The organism is Parendozoicomonas sp. Alg238-R29, assembly GCF_947331445.1.
Classification (GTDB): Bacteria; Pseudomonadota; Gammaproteobacteria; order Pseudomonadales; family Endozoicomonadaceae; genus Sansalvadorimonas.
Genome location: NZ_CAMZOG010000033.1, coordinates 22,228 through 44,044, shown reverse-complemented (window position 1 = coordinate 44,044; position 21,817 = coordinate 22,228). Strand labels below are relative to the sequence as shown.

Genomic DNA, 21,817 nt, shown 5'->3' with positions numbered 1-21,817 from the left:
CCCCGCAAATCATTGCGCAGACGGCGATGACAAGAATATCGAGAAGATTATGGTCGCACATGCCTTCGCAGCGAGGGTCAGAAACTTTGGCGAGAAAGGCTGTCAGGGGCTGATACTGCTGGGCTTCCATGCTGAAATACGAGTCTGATAAATGGGAATCAGAGACTACTACAAATTATGTGGCTCGATGGTACCTATTTGATGCAATTGCCCTGTGGAAAGCGGTGACTTGGAGGTGCGGTTTTTTGCCCTCCAGTGGGATTATATTCAGTTGTTTAATGTTTAACTTCTGAGATTGGCACACAAGCTTTGCCAACGGTTCTTCTGGAAACAGCGAGGGATCATCCGCTTCTCCACAGATGGTAACCTTAGCTTTGGGGAAGTGGATTTGTAATGTTCCGTTTTCTTCGGGGTGCAAAGAAATGTGCAAGTGCTGTTTGTCAAAACCAGACCCAGGGATAATGTGGTTAATATCCTGATAGATCTGTTTTCTCTGTTTAAGTAACTCTATGACTCCTAAAGACAGGTTCGGCGCTTCCAAAAGAAGGTTTTCAATAGCCATGAAATGATAGGAGAGTATGTCGCTGGGAAAATAATTACGCCAATAATGCAGAGGGAGGCGGCCACCAAGGCGAAAGGTAAGGTCTGTCCAGTTCTGAGAGGTTGTTAAATCAGTCAGTACACCAGCGCCGAGCGCGTAGTATTCAAAACTCTTAATGTTGGTAGGAAGGAGTCGGTAAATGATTGCCGTACCTAAACCCATGAATAACAGGTTTGTGGTCTCACCTTTGGCATGCCAGTAAACGAGAGATTGGTTGTTGGCACGCAAGCGCGTTTCAAAACCTTCGGGCAGCTGTGGTTGGCTTCGCTCGCTAAAGAATGATTGCAGAGTAAGAATATAGCTAGCAATCCAGAAGTTAGAGAACTCGTTAATTTCATTTGTCACCTGACCCGAATAAATTGCGAGTACAGGGTAGACCGAATCAGGAAAAGGGAAAGCTTTGCCTCTTTAATTTGGCTTTCAAATGTGTTGTTGAGTGTGATGTTTTTTCCAAACCAGCAAACGATTATTGGCTGGCATGGGGTTGTCTTCAATCAGTTTCATGGAATTTTTTCTGGCCAGTTGATTGATGGCCTCAAAGTTTCTGATGGACATATGTTTAGCGCGTTGTTGCAGTGAGTCATTAAATCGGGCGTTGCTTTCTGATGTGAAGTTTCCTTGATAATTAAAGGGGCCATAAAGACAAAAAACACCTTCAGATTTAAGATATTGGCCAATACCCTGAAACATTGATGCAACGCTCTGCCAAGACATGATATGTGCCGTATTAGCAGAGAATACCCCATCAAACTCGGTTAATGGCCAGGGGGTGTTGTCAACATTCAGTTCAAGGGGAGGGCGTAGATTGCTCTGCTCACAGTCTGCTATTTGGCGGTATATACCTTGGTGGTTTTCTAAAAGATCAGACGTCTGCCATGTTAAGTGGTGGAGGTTTTGAGAGAAGCATACTGCGTGCTGGCCAGTTCCGGAGCCAATCTCAAGCACGAGGCTGGCATTATCAAAATGGTGTTTTAAAACATTCAGGATTGGCTCTTTATTGTTTTCACAAGCCTGAGAAAAAGGTTTGTCCACTTGAATGTACCCACTGAATATTTCAGAAAGATAATAGAGTATTTAGGGGTAAATAAAAAAGCCCCGGGAGTGCCGGGGCTTGTTACAGGAGGTTCAGCTATTAGGCAGCTTTATTGTCCTGTTGCTTTGCTTTTTTTCTACGGTTTGTTTTTGGTGATTTGGCCATCTTGTCATGGTTTTCCGCTACCGGGCCAAAGTGCTCCAGTGGGAAGTCATCAACATTGACCATATCCAGCACGTCTTTCTCGAAGGTCTGCATAAAGTCGCCTTCTTCCTGAGTCAGCACGCCCATGGCAACGCCTTCTGTGATGCGACCTTCAATAGTGAGCTCAGCTTCGTTGTACTGACCAGCTTTCAGTGCTTGAGCAATCTTCTTGTAAATGGGGTCAGCACGGTCCACACGCTCCAGCAGAGAGTCGTAAACTGCCAGAGGGTTGCGTTCACCATTCGTGCGGGTGTCACTGCGATAGATGCCACTGATCAGACGTTCACGGGTTTCGCTCTTGGACGAAGTCAGTTCAACCACACGGTTGATCAGTTTGTCACCAGGCTTCTGGGCACGGCGGCCAAGAGGCAGGGTCAGGCCACGGAGCAGCCAGGCCATTGGGCGGGCAGGAAGATTGCTCAGTACGCCATCTAGTGCTTCTTCAAACTCAAAGAACAGCTTTTGACAGGCATAGTCTACCAGTGGCAGGTCGGCGCTGTGCTTACCCTGGTCTTCCCAGTGCTTGAGCACGCATGAGGCCAGGTAAATTTTGGACACCATATCCGCCAGACGGGCAGAAATCAGCTCACGGAACTTCAGTTCACCCCCCAGGGAGAACATGCACATATCAACTGTCAGGGCGAAAGAGGACGCATAACGATTGATCTGTTGGTAGTGCTTTTTTGTTGGACCGCTGTATGGCACAGAGGTAAAGGCTGCACCCGTCAGACCCAGTACAGCAGAACGTGCCGCGTTGGAGAAGATAAAACCGAAGTGACCAAACAGAGCTTTATCAAACGCTTTCAAATTGTTTTCTTTGGCTGCATTCATTTCTGGGAGCACATAAGGGTGGCAACGAATCGCGCCCTGGCCAAAGGTGATCATGGATCGGGTCAGAATGTTTGCGCCTTCAACAGTAATAGCAACGGGTACAGAAGCATAACCTGTCGCCACGTAGTTGTTAGGGCCAGTAATAATGGCCTTACCACCGTGGATATCCATGCTGTCCAGCGCAGTCTGACGGGCCATCTCGGTCAGGTTGTACTTGAGAATGGCAGAAGGTACGGAAGGCTTTTCACCTTGGTCAACAGCAATAGCAGTAACGCGTGCGCCTGCGGCTGCGGTGTAAGCGTTACCAGCGATGCGAGCGATAGCATCCTGCACACCTTCCAGCTTTGAGATGGGTACACCAAACTGGCGACGAATCCGGCTGTAAGCACCTGCTGCAGCAATACCGTACTTGCCACCACCTGCACCGGAGGAAGGCAGAGTGATGCAGCGGCCAACGGAGAGACACTCAACCAGCATCTTCCAGCCCTGACCACGCATGTCCGGGCCACCGATAATGAAGTCCAGCGGGATAAATACATTTTCGCCGTGAACCGGACCGTTCATGAATGGAGAGCCGAGAGGCTTGTGGCGATTGCCAATGTCCATACCTTTCAGACCGCGAGGCAGCAGAGCAACAGTAATACCGATATCGCTCTCGTCACCCAGCAGGCCTTCAGGGTCAAACATCCGGAACGCCATACCTACCACGGTGGCTACCGGAGCCAGGGTGATATAACGCTTGGAGAAATTCATCCGAATGCCCAGTACTTCCTTGCCTTCAAATTCACCTTTGCACACTGTGCCGGTATCCGGCAGGGAGGTGGCATCAGAACCCGCGCGGGGGCCCGTCAGAGCAAAGCATGGGATTTCACGGCCATCGGCCAGGCGAGGCAGGTAGTGATTCTTCTGGTCTTCAGTACCATACTTGAGCAGCAGCTCACCGGGGCCGAGAGAGTTAGGAACACCTACAGTAGAAAAGGCAGCACCGGAAAGGCCAGACAGCTTCTGTAGAACCGCAGACTGAGCCTGGGCAGAGAAACCAAGGCCGCCGTATTGCTTGGGAATGATCATGGCGAAGAAGCGTTCGTTCTTCATGTAATCCCAGACTTCTGGGGCCATGTCGCCATCGTTGTTGATCTTCCACTCGTCGATCATGGAAGCAAGAGTTTCTGTCTGATTGGCAAGGAAGTTCTGCTCTTCCTGGCTCATTTCAGGATTCGGGTGCTTCTTCAGTTTGTTCCAGTTTGGCTTGCCGGAAAACATTTCACCATCCCACCATACAGTACCGGCTTCGAGGGCGGTTTTCTCTGTGTCGGACATTTCTGGCAGCAGCTTTTTATAGAGGCTGAAGATTGGTTTAGTGATGGTGCTGGCACGGAAACCTGCTTGAGAAAGTACTCCGAAAACAGCGGTCAGAACGGCACCAAGGGCAGTCAAAGTACCAGACGTGCCGAATAACCAGATAGCCAGAGTGTAAGCGGCAAAGGTGATTGTTGCCGTGGTCAGGCTGGCACGCTTATAAGCCAGGCCAATCAAGGCTGCGATTAACAGCAGGGTCCACATAAAGTTGTTGCCTCATTGACTAGAAAAACTGCTGGCCATAGAACCACATTCGCGGGCTGCTGATACTGGCAGGAGCGAGTAGGCGTGCTGGCATAATAGCCAAAGAAAAGAAATCTATTGTTCCAACTGAATCTTTACAGTTATTCGGTATGGTTCCCTAATATCTGCGATTTCGCGTAGAGATATCGACTCAATGGATTCAGTATCGGAATCCGCTGATACATCTCTGACCGAAGGGGTCAGAATGTCAGAGAGGTCTGAGTAGTCTCAGACAAGTCCGTCATGAGTCTGATTTTCGCCACCCAATTGTTTCTGCATCAGGGAGCAGGTGCGACCAAAGGCGCAGCCACTGGCTGCGCACGTTGGTGGATGTGGAGCCCGATAGACTGCTGTGTGCCGTCAGTGACATTGATAAGAGTTCCATACCTGGCCTCGTACATATATTGGTTATTGAAGGGGAATATACGAGACACGGCCAAATTCGGATATCAGGCTCTGGATGATCAGACGTTGGTAGGCCACATACAGGGATAGGATACACTCTCGTTCTTGTTGACTCCTTAAGCTCGGCAACAAGAACGAGTGTGATTCATAGAACTTGCCTGAGAAATGCCTGGGTACGCTCATCCTGCGGATTATCCAGCAACTGAGTGGGAGTCCCTTGTTCAATGATTTTGCCGCCATCCATAAAAATAATTCGGTCTGCCACTTCCCGGGCAAAAGGAATCTCGTGGGTCACGACAATCATGGTTCGCTTCTGCAAAGCCAGTTGTTTCATCAAGTCCAATACTTCATGAACTTTTTCCGGATCAAGAGCTGATGTTGGTTCATCAAACAACATCAGCTCAGCATCAAGAGCCATAGCCCGGCCAATACCAATGCGCTGCTGCTGACCGCCTGACAATTCTGACGGCCAGGCATCTCGGCGATCTTCCAGCCCCACACTTTTCAGAATATCCATAGCGATAGCTTCTGCCTGAGTCGCAGGCAAACCTTTCACTGTGGTCAGTGCTTCGGTGATATTTCCCAAAGCGGATTTGTTTTTAAACAATGCGTAATTCTGGAAGACAAAAGACGTTTGTCTTCGCAGTGCAATAATGTTTTTCTTATTTGCTGCCCGGGCATCAACAGAATGACCGGCAATCGTGACGGTGCCTTGTTCAGGCGTTTCCAGATAATTCAGACAACGCAGCAGGGTGGATTTACCACTGCCGGATGGGCCAAGAATAACCACGATCTCGCCCTGATCAATCTGCAGGTCAATACCATCCAACACAACATTGTTGCCAAAAGTTTTATGCAGATTGGTGACTTCAGCCAATGCCATCAGTAAGCCTCTCCAAGGCGTTGTTCCGTGAGTTTCTGTGCCCAGGTCATGACAATAACAAGCAGCCAGTAAACCAGTGCAAGCACCAGATAACTTTCCAGGAAGTTAAAACTTGAAGCCGCTTCCAGCTGAGCTCTGGACATGATTTCCGCCACACCAAGGGTAAATGCCAGAGATGTACTTTTGAGCAGATCGATAAAACTGTTCATCAGCCCTGGTAGGGCAATGCGGGAAGCCTGCGGTAAAACTATACGGCGCATGGCGGTTAAGCGATCCATGCCGACACTGAGCGATGCTTCCATTTGACTTTTATCAATGCCAACAATTGCGCCGCGAATACTCTCTGCCATGTAGGAGGCAAAGTGCAAACCCAATCCCAAAGTCACAGCTTGAAAGGCGGTGACAGAGGTCATTGATGGAAAGATCTGCGGCAAGCCATAGTAAAGCAGGAATAGTTGCACCAGCAGCGGTGTGCCACGGAAAAAGGAAATATAAATGTCGGTTAACCGGTTCAGGCCTTTGACCTGAAAAACCTGAACCAGTGCCATAACCAGACCAAGCCCCAGTGCCAATACGGTAGCCAGAACTGTCATGCCTAAGGTGGCAGGTAATGCGCTGATCAACTGAGGCAGAAGGTCGGCAGCATAGGGGAAATCAAACTCGGTCATGGTTTCTCTCAATCAACCTTCCTGGGTCACATCTGTACCAAACCATTTTTCCGAAATGGTTTTCAGGGTGCCATCCGCACGCATCTCAGTGAGAGCACGGTTTACCTGAATACGCAGTTGCTCGGAGGTGTCGTTTTTCAGAAACGGCATGGAGTTTTCGATTACTTCAAAAGGTTTACCGGCAGGTTTGAGCGGAAGACCGGATTTTTTCACCAATTCCGCTGCGGAAAGGCGATCCATAATAAAGGCATCTGCACGGCCAAGGGCAACTTCCTGCTCTATACCTGTGTCGTAGGTACGTACTTCGATATCGCCGTCGGGGTCAAAATCTCTCAGCAACTGTTCGAAATTGGTACCAAGGTTGACCGCGACTTTCTTGCCTTTCAGGTCTTCAAGGGAGCTGACATCAGTGTTGTCTGCATTAACGGTGATTTGAGCGCCGTCGTATACATAAGTGTCTGCAAAGTTGTATTTCTCAAGACGGGCATCGGTCACGGTAATCTGATTGGAGATTGTATCAATCCGCTGGCTTTCCAGCATGCCAAACAGACCAGAGAAGGGGGCTGTAGTAAACTCCACCGGGCGGTTCAGACGCTTACCCAGTTCATTCCATACATCAACCTCAAACCCTTGCAGTTCACCACCTTCAACAAAGGTGAAAGGGTAATAACTGCCAGACATACCAACTTTGACAGCCTCAGTTTCAGCAGACTCATTGTTTGCAGATGAATTGTCCTGATTGCCACAGGCAACAAGGAAGACGGACATGACAACAGTCAGAACCATCGCAGATAAACGACGAAACATAGACTCTACGCCTCACTTTAGTTTTTAAGTACAAAGTTGTTGCTGAATTGGTTCAGCTTATTAGATGTATCGGAGGAGGGTGTTCTGAGAAACAAACATTCCGATAGTTTGTAGGCGAAGTTACGTGATTTCTGCAGCCACCAGAAATGATAAATAACTATTTAAATATAACAAAAAGGAATATGCGCCCTCTGTCGCCTGATGCGGCAGAAGGCATAGTCAGAGGTTATCTGGCCCGCACTTTATTCAGCCAGGCAAAACCCGTCTGGAACGCAGATTCCTGGAACTTTTTGAGGCCGGCCCCACGGGAGTCAACCAGAAGGGGAGTGTGTTTGAGTTGTTCCTTAATGGCATGGTTAGACATCAGCTCCACTCGCACACCAGAGATCAACTGGATAGCAGTTTCAATTTTAAAGCCTTCGGCACCACCGGCAAACTTTCCTTTTTTGGGCCGCTCACGGATAACCACATTTTCGATTTGGTAATCTTCGCAGAGTTTGGCAAAAATTTGCTGGAAGCGGCGTACCTGCTCAGTATCGCTGGTTTGCTCGTCAGCCTTTTTCAGGGGAATACGAGTCTGGCGGCAGTCGTGGGTGCTCATCAGGCCGTTATCGAGGGACAATATGCAGAACAGGGCTTCGCTGCCCTGAATATCAACACTACAGACTTTCATTGTATGGAATGACCAAATAGATATGTAAACGCATGATTATAACCTGAGCCTGAATGAAAATAGTGCAATACAGGTAGTAATACTTACGGCTGGCTTGTTAGGGGGCGCTAATGCTGAAAGGTCAACAGGGAAACTCCTGACCGGAAGGTGGCCACAGTGTTGCTCAGTGCTATTGAAGTTAGGAGCGGTGCTGGTTAGAGTCAGTTGATAAGCGACAAGCCGTTTAAATATCTTTGTCATAAACAGCATAATAACCATAACAGGGCTGTTGAATGCTCGTCCGAAATCTTATTGCAGTCATTTCTTTCCTTCTACTTGCACAATTGGCTTCTGGTTCGGTTTCGCGGGAAAAAGAAGCCCTTGGTGCTTTTATTCAGGCTCAGGAAAACCGTCAGGCAGAACTCCTTGGCTTGAGTCAGGACGAAGAAGCCTATCTTTACAAGCATGATATTGCTCAGGAAAAGCTTAATGTCGACATGCAGCGTCTTACCGACGCCCAAATTCACCTTGAACAAAACAAACTGAAACTGGAGCAGCAGAATACCAAGGCGAATCAGCGTGCCGTTAAGCTGGCAGAATACTCTTTGGAAATGGCTAAGCGCAGTTTTCGCATCCGTGAGAAATCTGTCAACAGAATTCAGAAAAGTCTTGCGGAGCTTGAGGCTGAAAAGGTGGAATTGGTCAGCCGGATTGATCAGGGTAATCAGCGTATTGAGCAGCAAAAACAGCGCATAAACATTGCGGAAAAGAAAGCCAAAGAGAAAAAGGTTTCTAAAAAGAAAGCCCCTGTTAAGAAGGTCGTTAGTAAGAAGAGCATCAAACCGATAAAGCAGGTGAAACCTCAGCCAGTGGTGACATCCGCACCGTCTGTAACAAAGGCTGGTGCTGCTCCCGAGGAAGGGCAAGATCCATTAACTCAGGAACTGCTCGCTTATGTTAAGAGAGAGGTGACTCGCCTTGAGAAAGTTCTTAAGGCTGGGCGGCCGGGGAAACCCTCCTATAAAAGGCTGAAACTAGCCGGTTCCCAGATTAATACCCAGGTATTTGAGTTTCTCGGCAAAGATCAGTATCGGGTTAAAGCGAAGGTTTCTGCCGGAGAGCAGGTGTTTAAAATTGCCGGCAGAAAATACCAGAGAACTATCCCAGCGGCAGATGATGGTGAAGATTATGTTTTTCTGTTTGATGCCCGCCGTTCAACCCGCCCACGGCTAGTGATGTTTCGTAAAGCCTATCTGGATCAAATTTAAAGTGATGCTTGCATAGTGCTGATTAACATCACGTTACCGGAGCCCTTTATCCATAGACTTTGCGGTACACAATCGCAGCGTTTATGGCGTAGAGTTTGTGGGGTTTCATGGGATTACGCGGGTTTCTTGTTATGGCAGTTGTTGTTACCGGGCTGGCCGGATGTGAAAAAGCACAAGCGGCAACGCTCGTCGGTCAGAAGGTTTCTCTACCAGATACTTATACACACCCAGAATATCTGATTTCGGCTCAGTGGCTGAATCATCATCTTGATGATGCCAATTTGATTATCGTTGATGCCCGCAGCGAAGATGATTATGACGATGAGCACATTCCTGGTGCTGTGCATGCTGCCTGGTCTCAGTTCAGCTTTATGGGTGATCCTTCAGATAAAAATCATGGCCTGTTATTACCGGATGATCAGCTTGCCCGGGAAATTAGCAAACTAGGTATCTCCAAAAACAGCAGGGTTGTTGTCTATATCGATCCGCTGGATGGCTTTGGCGAAGATGGGCGACTAGTATGGATGCTTAACTATGCGGGTATTGACGATGCAGCCATTCTTAATGGTGGTATCAGAGCCTATAAAAATGCTGGCTTTATGATGAGTTCAAAGTCTGAGCGAAATGATTATGGTTCTGTCATTATTGATAAAGACAAAACCATTTATGCCACCACCGAATATGTTGCTGCCAACCTTGATAAATTGAAACTGTTGGATACCCGGGAACGGGAAGAGTATGACGGCAAAAAGAATTATGGTGAGGTGCGTGACGGTCGAATTCCAGGGGCCGTTCATATCTTTTACAAGGACTTTCTCGACAGCAATGGTTTTCTGAAAACCCAGTCTGACATTGAATCCATGATGATTGGAGTTGGAATCAGTAAGGGCGATGAAATTATTGTTTATTGTACTGGAGGTATTCGTGCTGGCCTGGTTACTGTTGCCCTCAAAACGACCGGCTATGAAAAGGTGAGAAATTATGACGGTTCAATGTGGAATTGGGCTGCTGATGACGCTTTGGCTATGGTGAAGTGATTTAAAGGGATATTGCACGGAAAACGCAGTGGTTCCCGTGCAGACAGGCTATACAGTTAAGTTTTCCAGAAACTCAGCTAGATTGTTTGCCATTTTCCTGTGTGGGTTTTTCCCTACTCTTTCTGCCCAAACTTCCCCGGTTTCATTTAATACGGACAAAATAATCTCATCGTCATCGGTAACCGCGAAGAAAACGGTGGGGTTTTGTTTGCGTTTTTTCTTCATCATCAGGTGACCGATCAGGTTTTGCTGCAGCCGATCAAAATCATCTCGATTCCATACCTGCAGCAGTTCCAGATTACCGTCGTCACAACAGACAGGGATATTGTTGCTGTAAAAGCTGGTGTAGTAACTGGCAATATCCGGGTGAAGCTTTAGCCCCAGAGCGGTTTCAAGGCCTGAGAAATCCAAAGTGTCCGGACAGCTCACAGCTTCCCAGTAACTCAGCTTCAAATCGGGATGAGCTTGCTCACAGGGGGACGGCCACTCAGGGTCTTTATCACACACTGGTAGTGTTCCTGAATGATTCAGGTTTTTTTCCCTGAAACTATTATGGAGCTGAGTTAGGGCTTGCTGTGTTGCGGGTGAAACATCTTTCATGGGGTATCTGCTTGAGAATGAATGAATAGCAGCGTGGCAGATTATGACGGCTCATCAGTAGTAGAGCAATTGTTACCCTGTTCCTTAAATAGCTATAAAGCTTACAAAATACAACTGCTTGCAGGGAGACCAGCTACACTCATCTCACACAGTTTTTTATGGCTTGTTCAATCCTCAAATGTGCTGGCTCAGGGGAATAATCTCCGAGGAGTTAGCAACCATCGAGACACTGTCGCCCATTTTTCTCAATTTAATGATAAAGGCTGCACCTACTTTGCAGAAGCGGTTTCTGAAGGATGAGTCAAGCTGTTTAAGAGCTGTTGTCGAAAAATCAGGCGTTGGGTTGAAATTGGAACATTTTCTCTCGGAGGGCCGTTTGCAGAGGATGGCGCAGAGGATGGCGCAGAGGGAAGGGTTTTACTGCTTTACGATGATATTCAGTCACTCTGGCAGCTGAAACACTGGAAAACAGTCTGTGGGGATGAAGACTTGGACTATATGCCTATACCACTCAATCATGCTGAAAATAGTAATACTACGCAGTTGACACATTTGCTCTATGAGTTTGGTGGTTTTGAACTGGTGCATAAAGCAGCCCCCTGAAATCGGTGTTATTTATACCGGTGGATGAAAGCTCACATCGCGGTTGATTTGGTTCTTATAAGCCTTATAAACAGAAAGCCCTGTCAATCAAATATCTATTTAACAATGTCAGAAATAACACTTCAGGTGTTCTACGGCCTTTTTGTCGCGCAACCACTCTATGAACGCTCAGGATCAACCGCGGCTCTTTAGTGAGATTATGATTGAATGCGAGACAGTGTCTGGTAACCACCATAGATACGGGTGAAAACAGTAATCAGGCACAGGCCTCCAAAAATAACAGCCAATATTGAGAATTGCTGGGGCCACAGGCAGATAGCAATGTAAAACAATAAGGTTTCAGTACCTTCAGTTAAACCTCCCAGGTAGTGCAGGGATTTATTGTCAAACTGAATGCGAGCCAGCTGATGTTTTTCCGCCATAATCGCAAAAGCAAGGAAGCTGCTGCCGGTGCCAATAAAGCAAAATATCAGAAAGGCAGCTGCCAGAGCATTTTGTTCCGGGTTTGCCAGTGCAAAGCCAAAGATAACAGCGGAATAGAAGAGAAAGTCTAAGCAGATATCGAGAAAGCCTCCGGCATCGGACGTTTGGGTATAGCGGGCTAAAGTGCCATCCAGGCCATCCATAATCCGGTTGATAACAATAGCAACCAGAGCTGGGGTATACCACTCCATAGCCAGCAGTGGAACAGCCAGCATGCCGATAATAAATCCACCAAAAGTTAATTGGTCGGGAGTGACTCGACCGATCATGGATTTGGCAAAAACATTCAGGGGTTTTTGTACCCAGGCGTGAGTCCAGCGATCAATCATGAACGTCTCCAGAGATAGTCTTGGAAGCATTCAGCTCAATAATACGTTCACAACAATCTTGGCGGTCGTGGGTCACCAGCAGAGCCGGGATCTGTTTATCTTTCACTGTATCAAACACAAAGTTACGCATTTGCTGTCGTAAATGAGCGTCCAATCGGGAAAAGGGTTCGTCCAGAAGCAGAGCTTCTGGTTCCGCCAGCAGGGTGCGCATAAGGCTGATACGTGCGCGTTGTCCACCAGACAAATTATCAGGATGCATATTGCCGTAACCAGGCAAGTCGGCGGCGGCCAGGGCTTCATCGATTCGATAGCTGCGCTCTCTCGCTGATAATCCTGCGGGAAGCGCAAAAGCTAGATTACCGTTCACAGTCATATGGGGGAACAGAAGGTCATCCTGAAATAACAGTCCGATTCGGCGTTTTTCCATAGCCATATCAGTGACATTGTGACCGTTCACAATAATATTGCCAGAGGTTGTAATAGCTGGACTTTGGGCGCCGCAAATCACCGAAAGCAGAGTGGATTTACCACAGCCACTCGGCCCCATAATGGAGACGATTTCACCAGCCTTAATGGTCAGGAAAAACTCTTCCAACAATGTACGTCCAGCAACAGCCAGAGAGATATTATCCAGTTCAAGACTCATTGCGAGATGTCCTTTGGCCGGCCGAGAGAGAAAATCCTTTGCGACGAATATGCAGCCATCGAGGTGTTAATAATGCTGCCGCAAAAAACAGCATGGGAACCAGCATTTGCATAAGTGCATAGAGAGCAAGTAAGCGGCGATTGCCGCCTGACGCAAGGGCAACAGCTTCTGTGGTCAAAGTTTCATAGCGACCGGCGCCGGTCATTAGCGTTGGCAGATAGAGGGCTGTGCTAACGGCAATACCAAGAGCCAGGGTGGTTAATAGAGGAGTCAGCAGCATGGGGATTTTTACTTGCCAGAAGGTTTTCCATGGTGACCCACAAAGCAATCTTCCCGCCTGTGTGTAGCGCTGATCATATTGCTGCCAGGAACCTGAAAGGCTGAGATAACAGTAAGGAAAAACAAACAATAGATGACAGCCAATCACGGTGACTAGATAACCATCCAGATGCAGCGATACCAACAAGGTTTGTATGCCCAGCAAAAATGTCATTTGCGGCAGCAGTAAAGGTAAATAGAAAAAGGCAGTGACAGCCCGGTTTTGCCAGGGTTTTTCCGGGGAACGAAATTCCAGGCAGAGAATACTCAAAGCAATACCGATAACTGAACTGGAAACTGCAATAATCAGGGTTGTTACCAGTGGATCAAGCAATCTGGGGAAATAGCGAATCCAGGATTTCAGCGACCATACAGATGGCAAAATATCAGGAAAACGCCATCGCCAGGCGAAAGTCCAGATAGCGACAACAATCAAGGCAGTCAGAGCCATTAACAATGTTCCTGACCAGGTCATTTTGCCGCATTTCATTAACAAAGGTTTTTGTCCACCGCGGTGACCTGCTGTCAGCCAGTTCCGCAAATTGAACTGAAGAGTTTTTTCTCCCAACAACCAAAGCCCCATAGTGGCGATTACCAGTAACAGTAACAGTAAGGCGCCTGCTGCTGCGGGAAGGTGTTGAGTAATATCCGGGTTCTGTTGCCAGAAGAGAATCTGAACCGGAAGAAGTGGCGGCAGGTTGGGCCCAATTATCATGGAGACATCTACAACCGACAGTGAAAATGCCATCACAATCAGCACTGATAAACGCATTTTCGGATAAACCTGTGGCCAGGCCAGTTTCAGCCAGCATTGCAGGGGGCTGTAACCCAGTGCGCGACCAGCAGTCAGTAAACGCTTCACCGGTGTCTGGCTGACAGCAGTAATCAGCATCAAACACAAAAAAGGGGCTTCTTTGAGAACCAGGGTAAATATCAGGCTTAGCCCAAGGGGATCATTGACCGACAAAATATCAGGTGGCCGTGTCCACCCCATAGGTGTTGCTGCTATACGACTGAAAAAGCCGCTGGGAGCCAGAAGAAACAGGGCGCCGATGGCCAGTGCTGAGTGTGGAATTGCCAGCAGGGGTGATAGTGATCGAGCTGTGATTCTCCATAATCGGGTTTGCCAGCAGGTTACCGCAAAAATAAGTGTCAGCAGTAAAGCTATGGCGGTGGTGCTGAGTCCAACAAACATCGTTACCAGTACCATTTCCATCAGTGCCGGTGTGTTGAACAGGATTTGCCAGGGAGTCAGGGTAAATGAGTGGAACCCTAAAGCAGGAAACCAACCAAACGCAGGTAAAATAACTCCGGCAAGCCCGGCCACAATAATGGCCGGGAACAACAGAGGGATTAGGTAGGCAAGTGCCTTTGCACGTCCTGTGTGATGAGCGTTCATACTACTGCCAGACTTCGGTTGTTTTAACGGTAACGCTCCTGCCAGGCTTGTTCCAGAGCATTCACCCAGGATGGGTGAGGTTCGGGAAGCGGGCTTCCTAATTGTTCAGGGCGAAGGGTGGCAATACCCAGCTTTTGAGCCTTGAATGCGCTTTTATCTTCTGAATTGAGGCTGTCGATGCTCAATACTGTTGGGTCTCCCCACTTCTGCGGATCCGACTTTCTCAACTGTGCCTCTGGTGACATCAGAAAGTTAATCACCACTTTGGCTCCAGCATTGGCTGAGCTGTTAAACGGTATCGCCAGAAAATGGGTGTTGCCAATGGTGCCATTGTTATGGACATAGGTGCGAACAGAGTCGGGCAGGCGACCATTATTTATTGCAGTAGATGCTTCGCTGGGGTTAAAGGTTAACGACATAGCCAGCTCACCATCATCTAACAGAGGAATCATCGCTGTTGCGCTGGTGGGGAATGTTCGGCCGCTGCGCCAGAGTTGGGGGTGGAGTTGATCAAGGAAGCTCCACAAAGGTTGGGTAATCCGCTTGAAATCCTTGTCGTTAACTGGTTTTTGCAGTCGAGCAGGATCAGCAGCAAGTTCGAGAAGTGCCTGCTTCAGGAAAGTAGTACCGATAAAATCTGGTGGCGCTGGATAAGTAAACAGCCCCGGATTCTTTTGGCTGAAACTGAGCAGTTCCTGCATGCTTTTGGGGGGCTGAGGTACAACTTCGGTATCATTCATAAATACCAGTTGTGCCATACCCCAAGGGGCTTCCAGCCCATCAGTTGGTTCACCGAAATCAACTACGGTTGTTGGTTTATCTTTGGTGTCGATATGGCGCCAGTTGGGCAGCGCGTTAACAAAGGGGCCATGCAGAAGGCCGTTATCTTTCATTGCCCGAAAGTTTTCGCCATTGATCCAGACAATGTCAACGGAACCTTTATTTGTTCGGCCAGCGCTTTTTTCGGCCAGAATCCGGCTGATAACACTGGAAATATCATCAACCTTTACGTGATGAAGGGTTAGGCCGTACTTTTCCTTAACTTCTTGTGAAGCCCAGTCCAGATAATCATTTACCGATTCACTACCACCCCAGGCATTCATGTAAACAGATTGCCCCTTTGCCTCTTCCAGCGTGTCTTGCCAGGTGGAGGCAAAATTTGTGGAGGCAAAACCTAAAGTGGATAAAGTTGTTAGAGAGGCGCAGGTTATTAATTGTTTTAGGGTTTTCTGCAGGCGCATGGTTGATCCTGTGACCAGCATTCAATAGAGAGGAAGGCTGGATGATGCCATTGTTACCATGGAAAAACAAAGGCACTACAAGATTTGTTGACGCCCCTAGTGATTGTTTTGTTTCTTCTCCAACTTACGGGCAAACCAGGAGAACAGCAGCACCAGTACCAGATATTCCAAAACAAGAACGGAATAAATCTCCATGGCTCGATATTCACTGATCTGCAATTCGTTAGCCCGGCGGGTCAGCTCCTGAACGCCAATCACGGAAGCCAGAGACGACATCTTCAACATATAAACAAACTGGTTCGCCAGGGGGGGCAGCATCTTACGAATAGCCTGAGGCAATATAATCAATCGCATTTTTTGTATATAAGTCAGGCCAAGTGCGTCGGACGCTTCAAACTGGCCTTTATCAATGCCATTGATTCCTCCACGGAAAATCTCGGCATGGAATGCGCTTTCACACAGAGCCAGTGCAATCACGGCTGCAGTAAAAGCAGAAAACTCCAACCCAGACACCAGTGGCAGGCCGTAATAAATCCACAGAATCATCACCAGCACCGGAATTGAGCGGAATGTCTCTACATAAATTCGGTTGCCATAGAGCAAAGGTTTGCGAGAAGACAGCCCAGGCAGGGCAACCAATAGGCCAACAACCATGGCTATGGAGAACGCCAGTATGCTGATGCCTATGGTATAGGCCATCCCCTGAATCAGAAAACTGAGATTTATGCGCCCGGCTTCTGTCGCGGGGGAGAGAATATACCAACCCCATTGGTAATTATCAGAACAGCCTGTCAGCACGAACGACAATGTGAATACAAGAAAAAGGCGGGATAATAACTGCATGACAAGGTCTTTGTTTTGTTATCCACTCATCATACCCCGTTGTGATGGCAGACAAAAATCCGTTATGGTTTCCCATGCGTAGTAACCAGAATCTATATAAAACCAAAAGACAAAAATAATGATGATATTCCAACGACTGACCCTGCTGGCTTTACTGGTGATGGCAACATTAACTCAAGTGTGGGCTGACGATTCACGGTTGCAACGTATTCTTGAAGACGGTGTATTGCGGGTGGGTACAACCGGGGATTGGGATCCTATGTCACTCCGTAATCCCGCCACTAATGATTATCAGGGTTTTGATATTGATCTGGCCAAATCACTGGCCGAGGATCTGGGAGTGAAACTGGAACTGATACCTGCAGATTGGAAAACACTGGTTAACGGTGTGGTGGCGGATAAATATGATATGTCCACCAGTGCATCCATTAATATGAAACGTGCGAAAGTTGCTGGTTACTCCCAGCCTTATTTTTCTGTAGGTACTGTTCCTCTGGTGAAACGTTCTGATCTGGAAAAGTTCACTGGGTGGGATTCTATTAACAACTCTTCTGTGAAAGTTGCAGTGACACTGGGCACTGTTTTTGAACAGGAAGCCAAAGATTATTTTCCTGATGCGACCTTAAAATCTGTGGAAGCACCGGCCCGTGGATTTCAGGAGTTACTCTCTGGTCGTGCGCAGGTTGCCCTGACCTCCAATCTGGAAGCTTCCAAACTGGTGGCGAAATACCAGAATCTTGTCGTTCTTCCGGTTGCCCCCAGAAAAGCCAAACCGTTAGCTATTTTACTGCCTCAGGATGATCAGGTGTGGATCAATTATGTCAATCACTGGATCACCTTCCGCAAAGCTCAAGGGTTTTTTTCTGAGCTTGAGCAGCGCTGGATGCCCTGATTTTTTGAGCACGAAATGGTAGTCTTGTCGTGAGCTGCCACGAGCTTTTTCTCTGGTTCAGGTAGTGCTTCTGATCGCTGCCTGCCCGGAGGGCATTTCTGATGAGCCAAACTACAGAGTCGGTTAAACAGCCCGGCTTTCGTCAGTCTCTTGTTACTTTTCTACTGATTTTATCTGTTATTGCTGTCGGACTGTTTTATCTCTCGACCAGTCTCCACAGTCTAATGCTGGGTTGCATTATTATTGCGGCTGTTAGCGCTATGTTTCTTGGGCATAACTATGAGGCGGTTCGCAATGCTATGAATGAAGGTATAAAGGGCGCACTGACCGCCATTTATATCTTCATCATGATCGGGGTTTTGATTGCAGCTCTGATAGAAGGAGGCACTCTGGCATCACTGATTTATTTTGGTGTGCGATTTATTGAACCGGCTGTCTTCCTCCCTGCCGGATTAGTGTTCTGCAGTCTTATGTCTGTTGCCACCGGTACCAGTTGGGGAACCGTTGGTACGGCTGGAGTGGTGTTGATGGGAATAGGTGCAGCTATGGGATTTCCACTACCAGTGGTTGCGGGTATGGTCGTTTCTGGTGCCTGCTTTGGCGACAAAATGTCACCTGTTTCTGATACCACCAACCTAGCGGCGATGTCGGCAAAAACAACTCTTTACAGCCACATTCGAAGCATGTGTTGCACAACCGTTCCTGTGTATTGTCTGGTACTGGTGATTTTCGGTTGGATTGGCATGGAATACGCCAATCACCAGCTTCCTGTCAGTGAACTGAATACTCTGACGAGTGGGCTGGAAAGAACCTTTGAAATCAGTTGGGTTGCGGTTTTACCTCTGTTAGTCATGTTGCTGCTAAGTGGCTTTCGGATGCCAGCAGAAGTGGCAATGATGGCCTCGGCTTTGTCTGCAGTTATTCTGGCGGTAACGGTTCAACAGCGGGAGCTGGGTGTTGTTTTGAATAGCCTGTTCAGTGGCAGTGATATTCGCTCCGGTGTAGAGACGCTGGATAAATTGCTGGAGCGAGGCGGTATTGCGTCAATGATGTGGACATTATCTTTGGCGCTTATGGCTCTGGCTCTTGGTGGAATCCTCAGTCGCTTTGGTTTTTTGCGGGTGCTGGTGGCCGGTATTCTCAGCAAGATTAAGAAGGGCGCTTCTCTGGTTGGAACCACCATTCTGACCTGCTTTATGGGCAACCTCAGCATGGGGGAGGCTTATATGTCAATTATTCTTGGTGGCCAGTTATTCGGGGAAGCTTATGATCGCCAGGGTTTGGATCGTTCGGTTATGAGTCGTTCTCTGGAAGAAGGAGCCACTCTGACCATGGCGCTGATTCCCTGGACAACAGGCGGTGCCTTTTTTGCTTCAACCCTGGGTGTTCCTGTACTGGAATACGCACCATGGGCACTGTTGAACTGGATAAATCCTTGTGCTTCCATTGTTTTTGCTTACTTGGGTATCGCTTTGTTTAAAGTCCAAACTCGTGAGGGAGCCGCAGTTTTTGTGCAAACTTCACAGAGTCCGGTGGCGCCGAAAGAAACCCGAGCTGCCTGATTTATTGTTTGGTAGTAGATAGCTTTCTGGCTCCTGGCCATTCAAGCTCTGTAGCTGCACAGTCCGTACAAAGGTTGACTTGAGGGCAAGACTGGCACTGAAAACGCCACTGCTGAACCGGATTTTCTGTTCCACAGTTACTACAGAGTCTGCCACTGCTCCGTGTTGTCACCAGTTTCATCTTGTGCTTGTGGGACTTTGGACCCGTTGGCTGCGCTGACATCAGTCCTTGTGAGACTGCACAGTTAATACAGTAATCAAAACCAGCAAGTTGATCTTCAGCCACCTCTTTTCCATAGCAGCCGGCACACGTGTAATGGTGCTCTCCTCTTATATCGTCCTGTTTGGGTTGGGATGTGCAGCCCTTTCCATCACAGTGAATGATGAGTTTGTGGGGATTGGCATCAATATTTCCCGGAGACAGTTTCATGCAGTGACCTTCTGTGCAGGTGACCGAAGGAGGGAAACCGGGTATTCCAAGCGCTCTGGCGCAGGAAGCCATGCACTTATCGTATCCATTCAAGCCGTTGCCACACTCGCTGCAATGCATAACAAACTCATCGGTAACAGTGTGTGGGGTGCAGTCTGGGGCGTTGCAGTACACTCCTGCCTTACCACAAACCCCGGCATAGTCCGCTCCAATATCTCTTGTTGAACTCTGTACCAAAGCGTGACCTTTATCGCAGCTCAAATAGCGCGTGAAGGTAGGAAGAATTTGGGTGACCGTTGCAGGTGAGGCAGACTGCAGGCCGCCAGATGTAGCGACGGCTTTTGGTTGATTAGGGGCATGGGATCCAGGCAACAGATTCAGAAGGTTTCGGACTATGTTGGCATCCTTGGGCAGTGTTTGAAAACCTGCGATGAAACTTTGTTCATCAGTAGGGGCATTTTCACTGATAGTTATTGTCATCCAGGTGGCCCAGGTTTCGGTAGGAGATTGACGCCACGCTTCCATGCTCTGTGCATCACTGGGCGTGTCAGAAAAGTTAATCAGAGTCATTTTATCGCTAACAGTCTTGAGATCCAGACCGGTTCGCAGCTCCAAATACAACTTCAGGAGCTCATCGATATTATCTTGTAATGCTTTACCAGAAAGCTCCGAGCACCCCTCGGCAAACGAATTACAGGGGCTCCAGAGTGTGGAAGAAAACTGCACAGAGGGGGAACTCTTGTTTTCCATTAAAACAATACTGTCTTTATGAATGCGTGATGGAATTAATTGCTGCCTGTAAAGGGCATCCAAAGCGCGCAGGATTTGGCCAAAGTAATTCAACGCTTTGGGATATAGCAGAGGTTGGCCCTTCAGAAGGGTGGTCAATGGTTTGAAGCGGGTGTCATGACTCACAACCCGGATAAACAGTTTTGTACCGGTCCAGTGATTTTTATATTTCCAAACAGGTAATGCCGTTGAACTTTGGGCCATAATCCGGGCGGCGTTTTCGAGTTTAGTCAGTCGTTCTTCCTCTAAAGGGAAATAAAGTTCCATATGGGAAGTTGTTTCTGGGGGCGATGGATCACTGATACTGTCTAAAGGGGTGACTATCTGGCACTTGGAAGAGTTTGCCCCAGAGCATACTTCGTTAAAAATATAAGCTTTATCCGACCCCCATACGGTACTGGTCAAATCCCACAGTTCAGCATCAGTATTTTCACCACTGTTCAATTTGGATAGCAACGCTTGTTCCAGAGCTGTTATGCCTGTTTCCGGTGAATTTTCAGCCTTTTCAGGCGGTGGTGAGTGTTTAGCAAGACTCGAAAAATCATGTTCATAAACAGCTTGCAACGCTTTTAATTCAATGTCTGACCGCGCCTGCGTTCCGGAAAAGACAGGAAGGTCTTGCAACTTGACTTCCTGATCTTTGAAGGCCTGAGCCAGAATGATAAAGGGGATAGGCTCTACGGTGAGAGCGGCTTCTGACTTTGGGAGATAAGCCAAAGCTAGCTTGGCAACATTCGGAAAGTCACTTTGCACATGGCTCAACATTTCTTTGTTTACCAGTGACGCCATTTGTTCCTGAACGGATGGTTCCAGTTTCAGAGCTGTCATTTGTTTTGTGAGACTATCGGTATCTGGTGGATCAGGGGCACCTGCCGCGTCATCAAACTTTTCAGAAGATGACTCTAAATTGGGAAATACAGTACTTAAGGAGGTTTCTTCGGCTAACAGAGAAGTACCTTGTGTATAGGAATAGAATACTTGAACGGTTGTGCGCCCATTTTTATATTTTTCTGAGGCTGAGTGGTGAAGCGTTGCCAAATCTTTCGCAAGCTGTTGTACAGAACCAGTAAGACTCGTTCTAAGTTCTTCTTCATTCAGTGAAGTGTGATGTTCTTTTGTATCAAAAACCCGGAACACCACACCATGAGGAGTATTTTCGCCGGTATAAGCTGCAACAATATCGGGAGTTGCTGATTTTGGGGTTCCATAGTCGGATCGTGGAGGATCTGAAGCCTGGACTGTTAGTGTGAGTGGTACTGCAGCAAAGAGCTGAACCGTCCCGACGGATTGCTTGGGGGTGACTTTATAAAGGTAACCATCTCCCAGGCGCATTACACCTTCAAAAATCACTGAGTTTTTATATTCAACCGGCAGCAGGAGGCGATGGGCAGGGACATCTTCAGCATGCTCTGAGGGCATCTTAACCAGAAGCATAATCGCGCGCTTATCGGTAAACCACTGAAGGGTAATAACAGTAGGAATTGCAGCTTCACTGATGGTTGGCCAGAGTACGCTTATGAACGCAACAAGCACTGCGAAGAATACTGGTCGATTGTTTTTCATGGTTTTCATATTCCCTCCCGACCTTTGACTCCTTCCAGATGGGCAGCGGCAGTATAGTTCAGCCACATAAAACAGCAGAGGCATTCAATTTGTGGTTTGTTGGGAGAATCTTGTATTTGGCGGTGATT

The 21,817-nt window shown here is 47.9% G+C and carries 19 protein-coding genes; 5 read left to right on the top strand and 14 right to left on the bottom strand.

The features are described from left to right. Positions 1-175: 175 nt before the first annotated feature. The 7 genes from QMA35_RS10255 to QMA35_RS10225 form a co-directional block, all read right to left on the bottom strand. A complete protein-coding gene (locus tag QMA35_RS10255; RefSeq protein ID WP_281647058.1) occupies positions 176-946 on the bottom strand; it encodes a hypothetical protein in 771 nt (256 codons plus the stop codon). 75 nt (positions 947-1,021) lie between these two features. Next, on the bottom strand, positions 1,022-1,633 hold the full coding sequence (locus QMA35_RS10250) for a DUF938 domain-containing protein (protein WP_281647057.1): 612 nt from the start codon (positions 1,631-1,633) through the stop codon (positions 1,022-1,024). A 100-nt stretch (positions 1,634-1,733) separates the two neighbouring features. Further along, positions 1,734-4,232, bottom strand: coding sequence for an acyl-CoA dehydrogenase (locus QMA35_RS10245; RefSeq protein ID WP_281647056.1), 2,499 nt, complete (start codon positions 4,230-4,232; stop codon positions 1,734-1,736). Between the two features lie 589 nt (positions 4,233-4,821). Next, entirely contained in the window at positions 4,822-5,559 is a 738-nt protein-coding gene (locus tag QMA35_RS10240) for an amino acid ABC transporter ATP-binding protein (protein ID WP_281647055.1), read from the bottom strand. Beyond that, positions 5,559-6,227: an amino acid ABC transporter permease gene (locus tag QMA35_RS10235; protein ID WP_281647054.1), complete on the bottom strand. Its 669-nt coding sequence runs from the start codon at positions 6,225-6,227 to the stop codon at positions 5,559-5,561. Before QMA35_RS10235 ends, QMA35_RS10240 begins: the two co-directional genes overlap by 1 nt. Before the next feature lie 12 nt (positions 6,228-6,239). Beyond that, complete coding sequence (locus QMA35_RS10230; RefSeq protein WP_281647053.1) at positions 6,240-7,034, bottom strand: amino acid ABC transporter substrate-binding protein; 795 nt, start codon at positions 7,032-7,034, stop codon at positions 6,240-6,242. A gap of 226 nt (positions 7,035-7,260) precedes the next feature. Next, the gene (locus QMA35_RS10225; RefSeq protein WP_281647052.1) at positions 7,261-7,707 is read right to left on the bottom strand and encodes a DUF3010 family protein; all 447 of its coding nucleotides are present in this window, start codon (positions 7,705-7,707) and stop codon (positions 7,261-7,263) included. A gap of 272 nt (positions 7,708-7,979) precedes the next feature. On the opposite strand from QMA35_RS10225, the gene QMA35_RS10220 reads away from it, so the two are divergent. Further along, a complete protein-coding gene (locus QMA35_RS10220; RefSeq protein ID WP_281647051.1) occupies positions 7,980-8,954 on the top strand; it encodes a hypothetical protein in 975 nt (324 codons plus the stop codon). A 107-nt stretch (positions 8,955-9,061) separates the two neighbouring features. Then, the gene (locus tag QMA35_RS10215) at positions 9,062-9,991 is read left to right on the top strand and encodes a rhodanese-like domain-containing protein (protein ID WP_281647050.1); all 930 of its coding nucleotides are present in this window, start codon (positions 9,062-9,064) and stop codon (positions 9,989-9,991) included. 48 nt (positions 9,992-10,039) lie between these two features. On the opposite strand, the gene syd is transcribed toward QMA35_RS10215, so the two are convergent. Continuing rightward, positions 10,040-10,591 (bottom strand): SecY-interacting protein, encoded by a 552-nt coding sequence (gene syd / locus QMA35_RS10210; RefSeq protein WP_281647049.1) that lies wholly within the window; start codon positions 10,589-10,591, stop codon positions 10,040-10,042. Between the two features lie 21 nt (positions 10,592-10,612). Here syd and QMA35_RS10205 point away from each other — a divergent pair, with 21 nt between their 5' ends. Continuing rightward, entirely contained in the window at positions 10,613-10,891 is a 279-nt protein-coding gene (locus tag QMA35_RS10205; RefSeq protein ID WP_281647048.1) for a hypothetical protein, read from the top strand. Between the two features lie 500 nt (positions 10,892-11,391). On the opposite strand, the gene QMA35_RS10200 is transcribed toward QMA35_RS10205, so the two are convergent. The 5 genes from QMA35_RS10200 to QMA35_RS10180 all read right to left on the bottom strand — a co-directional run bounded on the left by QMA35_RS10200 (position 11,392) and on the right by QMA35_RS10180 (position 16,453). Beyond that, positions 11,392-12,006, bottom strand: coding sequence for a CDP-alcohol phosphatidyltransferase family protein (locus QMA35_RS10200; protein WP_281647047.1), 615 nt, complete (start codon positions 12,004-12,006; stop codon positions 11,392-11,394). After that, entirely contained in the window at positions 11,999-12,652 is a 654-nt protein-coding gene (locus QMA35_RS10195) for an ATP-binding cassette domain-containing protein (protein ID WP_281647046.1), read from the bottom strand. Before QMA35_RS10195 ends, QMA35_RS10200 begins: the two co-directional genes overlap by 8 nt. After that, the gene (locus QMA35_RS10190; protein ID WP_281647045.1) at positions 12,642-14,369 is read right to left on the bottom strand and encodes an ABC transporter permease; all 1,728 of its coding nucleotides are present in this window, start codon (positions 14,367-14,369) and stop codon (positions 12,642-12,644) included. Before QMA35_RS10190 ends, QMA35_RS10195 begins: the two co-directional genes overlap by 11 nt. Positions 14,370-14,392: 23 nt before the next feature. Beyond that, positions 14,393-15,610, bottom strand: a complete 1,218-nt coding sequence (locus QMA35_RS10185) for an ABC transporter substrate-binding protein (protein WP_281647044.1) — start codon at positions 15,608-15,610, stop codon at positions 14,393-14,395. Positions 15,611-15,706: 96 nt separating this feature from the next. Then, entirely contained in the window at positions 15,707-16,453 is a 747-nt protein-coding gene (locus tag QMA35_RS10180; protein ID WP_281647043.1) for an amino acid ABC transporter permease, read from the bottom strand. 118 nt (positions 16,454-16,571) lie between these two features. On the opposite strand from QMA35_RS10180, the gene QMA35_RS10175 reads away from it, so the two are divergent. Next, on the top strand, positions 16,572-17,345 hold the full coding sequence (locus QMA35_RS10175) for a transporter substrate-binding domain-containing protein (protein ID WP_281647042.1): 774 nt from the start codon (positions 16,572-16,574) through the stop codon (positions 17,343-17,345). 101 nt (positions 17,346-17,446) lie between these two features. Continuing rightward, positions 17,447-18,907 (top strand): Na+/H+ antiporter NhaC, encoded by a 1,461-nt coding sequence (gene nhaC, locus QMA35_RS10170; RefSeq protein ID WP_281647041.1) that lies wholly within the window; start codon positions 17,447-17,449, stop codon positions 18,905-18,907. A gap of 1 nt (position 18,908) precedes the next feature. On the opposite strand, the gene QMA35_RS10165 is transcribed toward nhaC, so the two are convergent. Then, the gene (locus QMA35_RS10165) at positions 18,909-21,698 is read right to left on the bottom strand and encodes a hypothetical protein (protein WP_281647040.1); all 2,790 of its coding nucleotides are present in this window, start codon (positions 21,696-21,698) and stop codon (positions 18,909-18,911) included. Positions 21,699-21,817 lie beyond the last annotated feature (119 nt).

Bases quoted from the DNA above. Each gene is read 5' to 3' on its own strand.
- QMA35_RS10245 (WP_281647056.1), bottom strand. From the start codon at position 4,232: ATGTGGACCCTGCTGTTAATCGCAGCCTTGATTGGCCTGGCTTATAAG.
- QMA35_RS10240 (WP_281647055.1), bottom strand. From the start codon at position 5,559: ATGGCATTGGCTGAAGTCACCAATCTGCATAAAACTTTTGGCAACAAT.
- QMA35_RS10235 (WP_281647054.1), bottom strand. From the start codon at position 6,227: ATGACCGAGTTTGATTTCCCCTATGCTGCCGACCTTCTGCCTCAGTTG.
- QMA35_RS10230 (WP_281647053.1), bottom strand. From the start codon at position 7,034: ATGTTTCGTCGTTTATCTGCGATGGTTCTGACTGTTGTCATGTCCGTC.
- QMA35_RS10225 (WP_281647052.1), bottom strand. From the start codon at position 7,707: ATGAAAGTCTGTAGTGTTGATATTCAGGGCAGCGAAGCCCTGTTCTGC.
- QMA35_RS10220 (WP_281647051.1), top strand. From the start codon at position 7,980: ATGCTCGTCCGAAATCTTATTGCAGTCATTTCTTTCCTTCTACTTGCA.
- QMA35_RS10215 (WP_281647050.1), top strand. From the start codon at position 9,062: ATGGGATTACGCGGGTTTCTTGTTATGGCAGTTGTTGTTACCGGGCTG.
- syd (WP_281647049.1), bottom strand. From the start codon at position 10,591: ATGAAAGATGTTTCACCCGCAACACAGCAAGCCCTAACTCAGCTCCAT.
- QMA35_RS10205 (WP_281647048.1), top strand. From the start codon at position 10,613: ATGAATAGCAGCGTGGCAGATTATGACGGCTCATCAGTAGTAGAGCAA.
- QMA35_RS10200 (WP_281647047.1), bottom strand. From the start codon at position 12,006: ATGATTGATCGCTGGACTCACGCCTGGGTACAAAAACCCCTGAATGTT.
- QMA35_RS10195 (WP_281647046.1), bottom strand. From the start codon at position 12,652: ATGAGTCTTGAACTGGATAATATCTCTCTGGCTGTTGCTGGACGTACA.
- QMA35_RS10190 (WP_281647045.1), bottom strand. From the start codon at position 14,369: ATGAACGCTCATCACACAGGACGTGCAAAGGCACTTGCCTACCTAATC.
- QMA35_RS10185 (WP_281647044.1), bottom strand. From the start codon at position 15,610: ATGCGCCTGCAGAAAACCCTAAAACAATTAATAACCTGCGCCTCTCTA.
- QMA35_RS10180 (WP_281647043.1), bottom strand. From the start codon at position 16,453: ATGCAGTTATTATCCCGCCTTTTTCTTGTATTCACATTGTCGTTCGTG.
- QMA35_RS10175 (WP_281647042.1), top strand. From the start codon at position 16,572: ATGATGATATTCCAACGACTGACCCTGCTGGCTTTACTGGTGATGGCA.
- nhaC (WP_281647041.1), top strand. From the start codon at position 17,447: ATGAGCCAAACTACAGAGTCGGTTAAACAGCCCGGCTTTCGTCAGTCT.
- QMA35_RS10165 (WP_281647040.1), bottom strand. From the start codon at position 21,698: ATGAAAACCATGAAAAACAATCGACCAGTATTCTTCGCAGTGCTTGTT.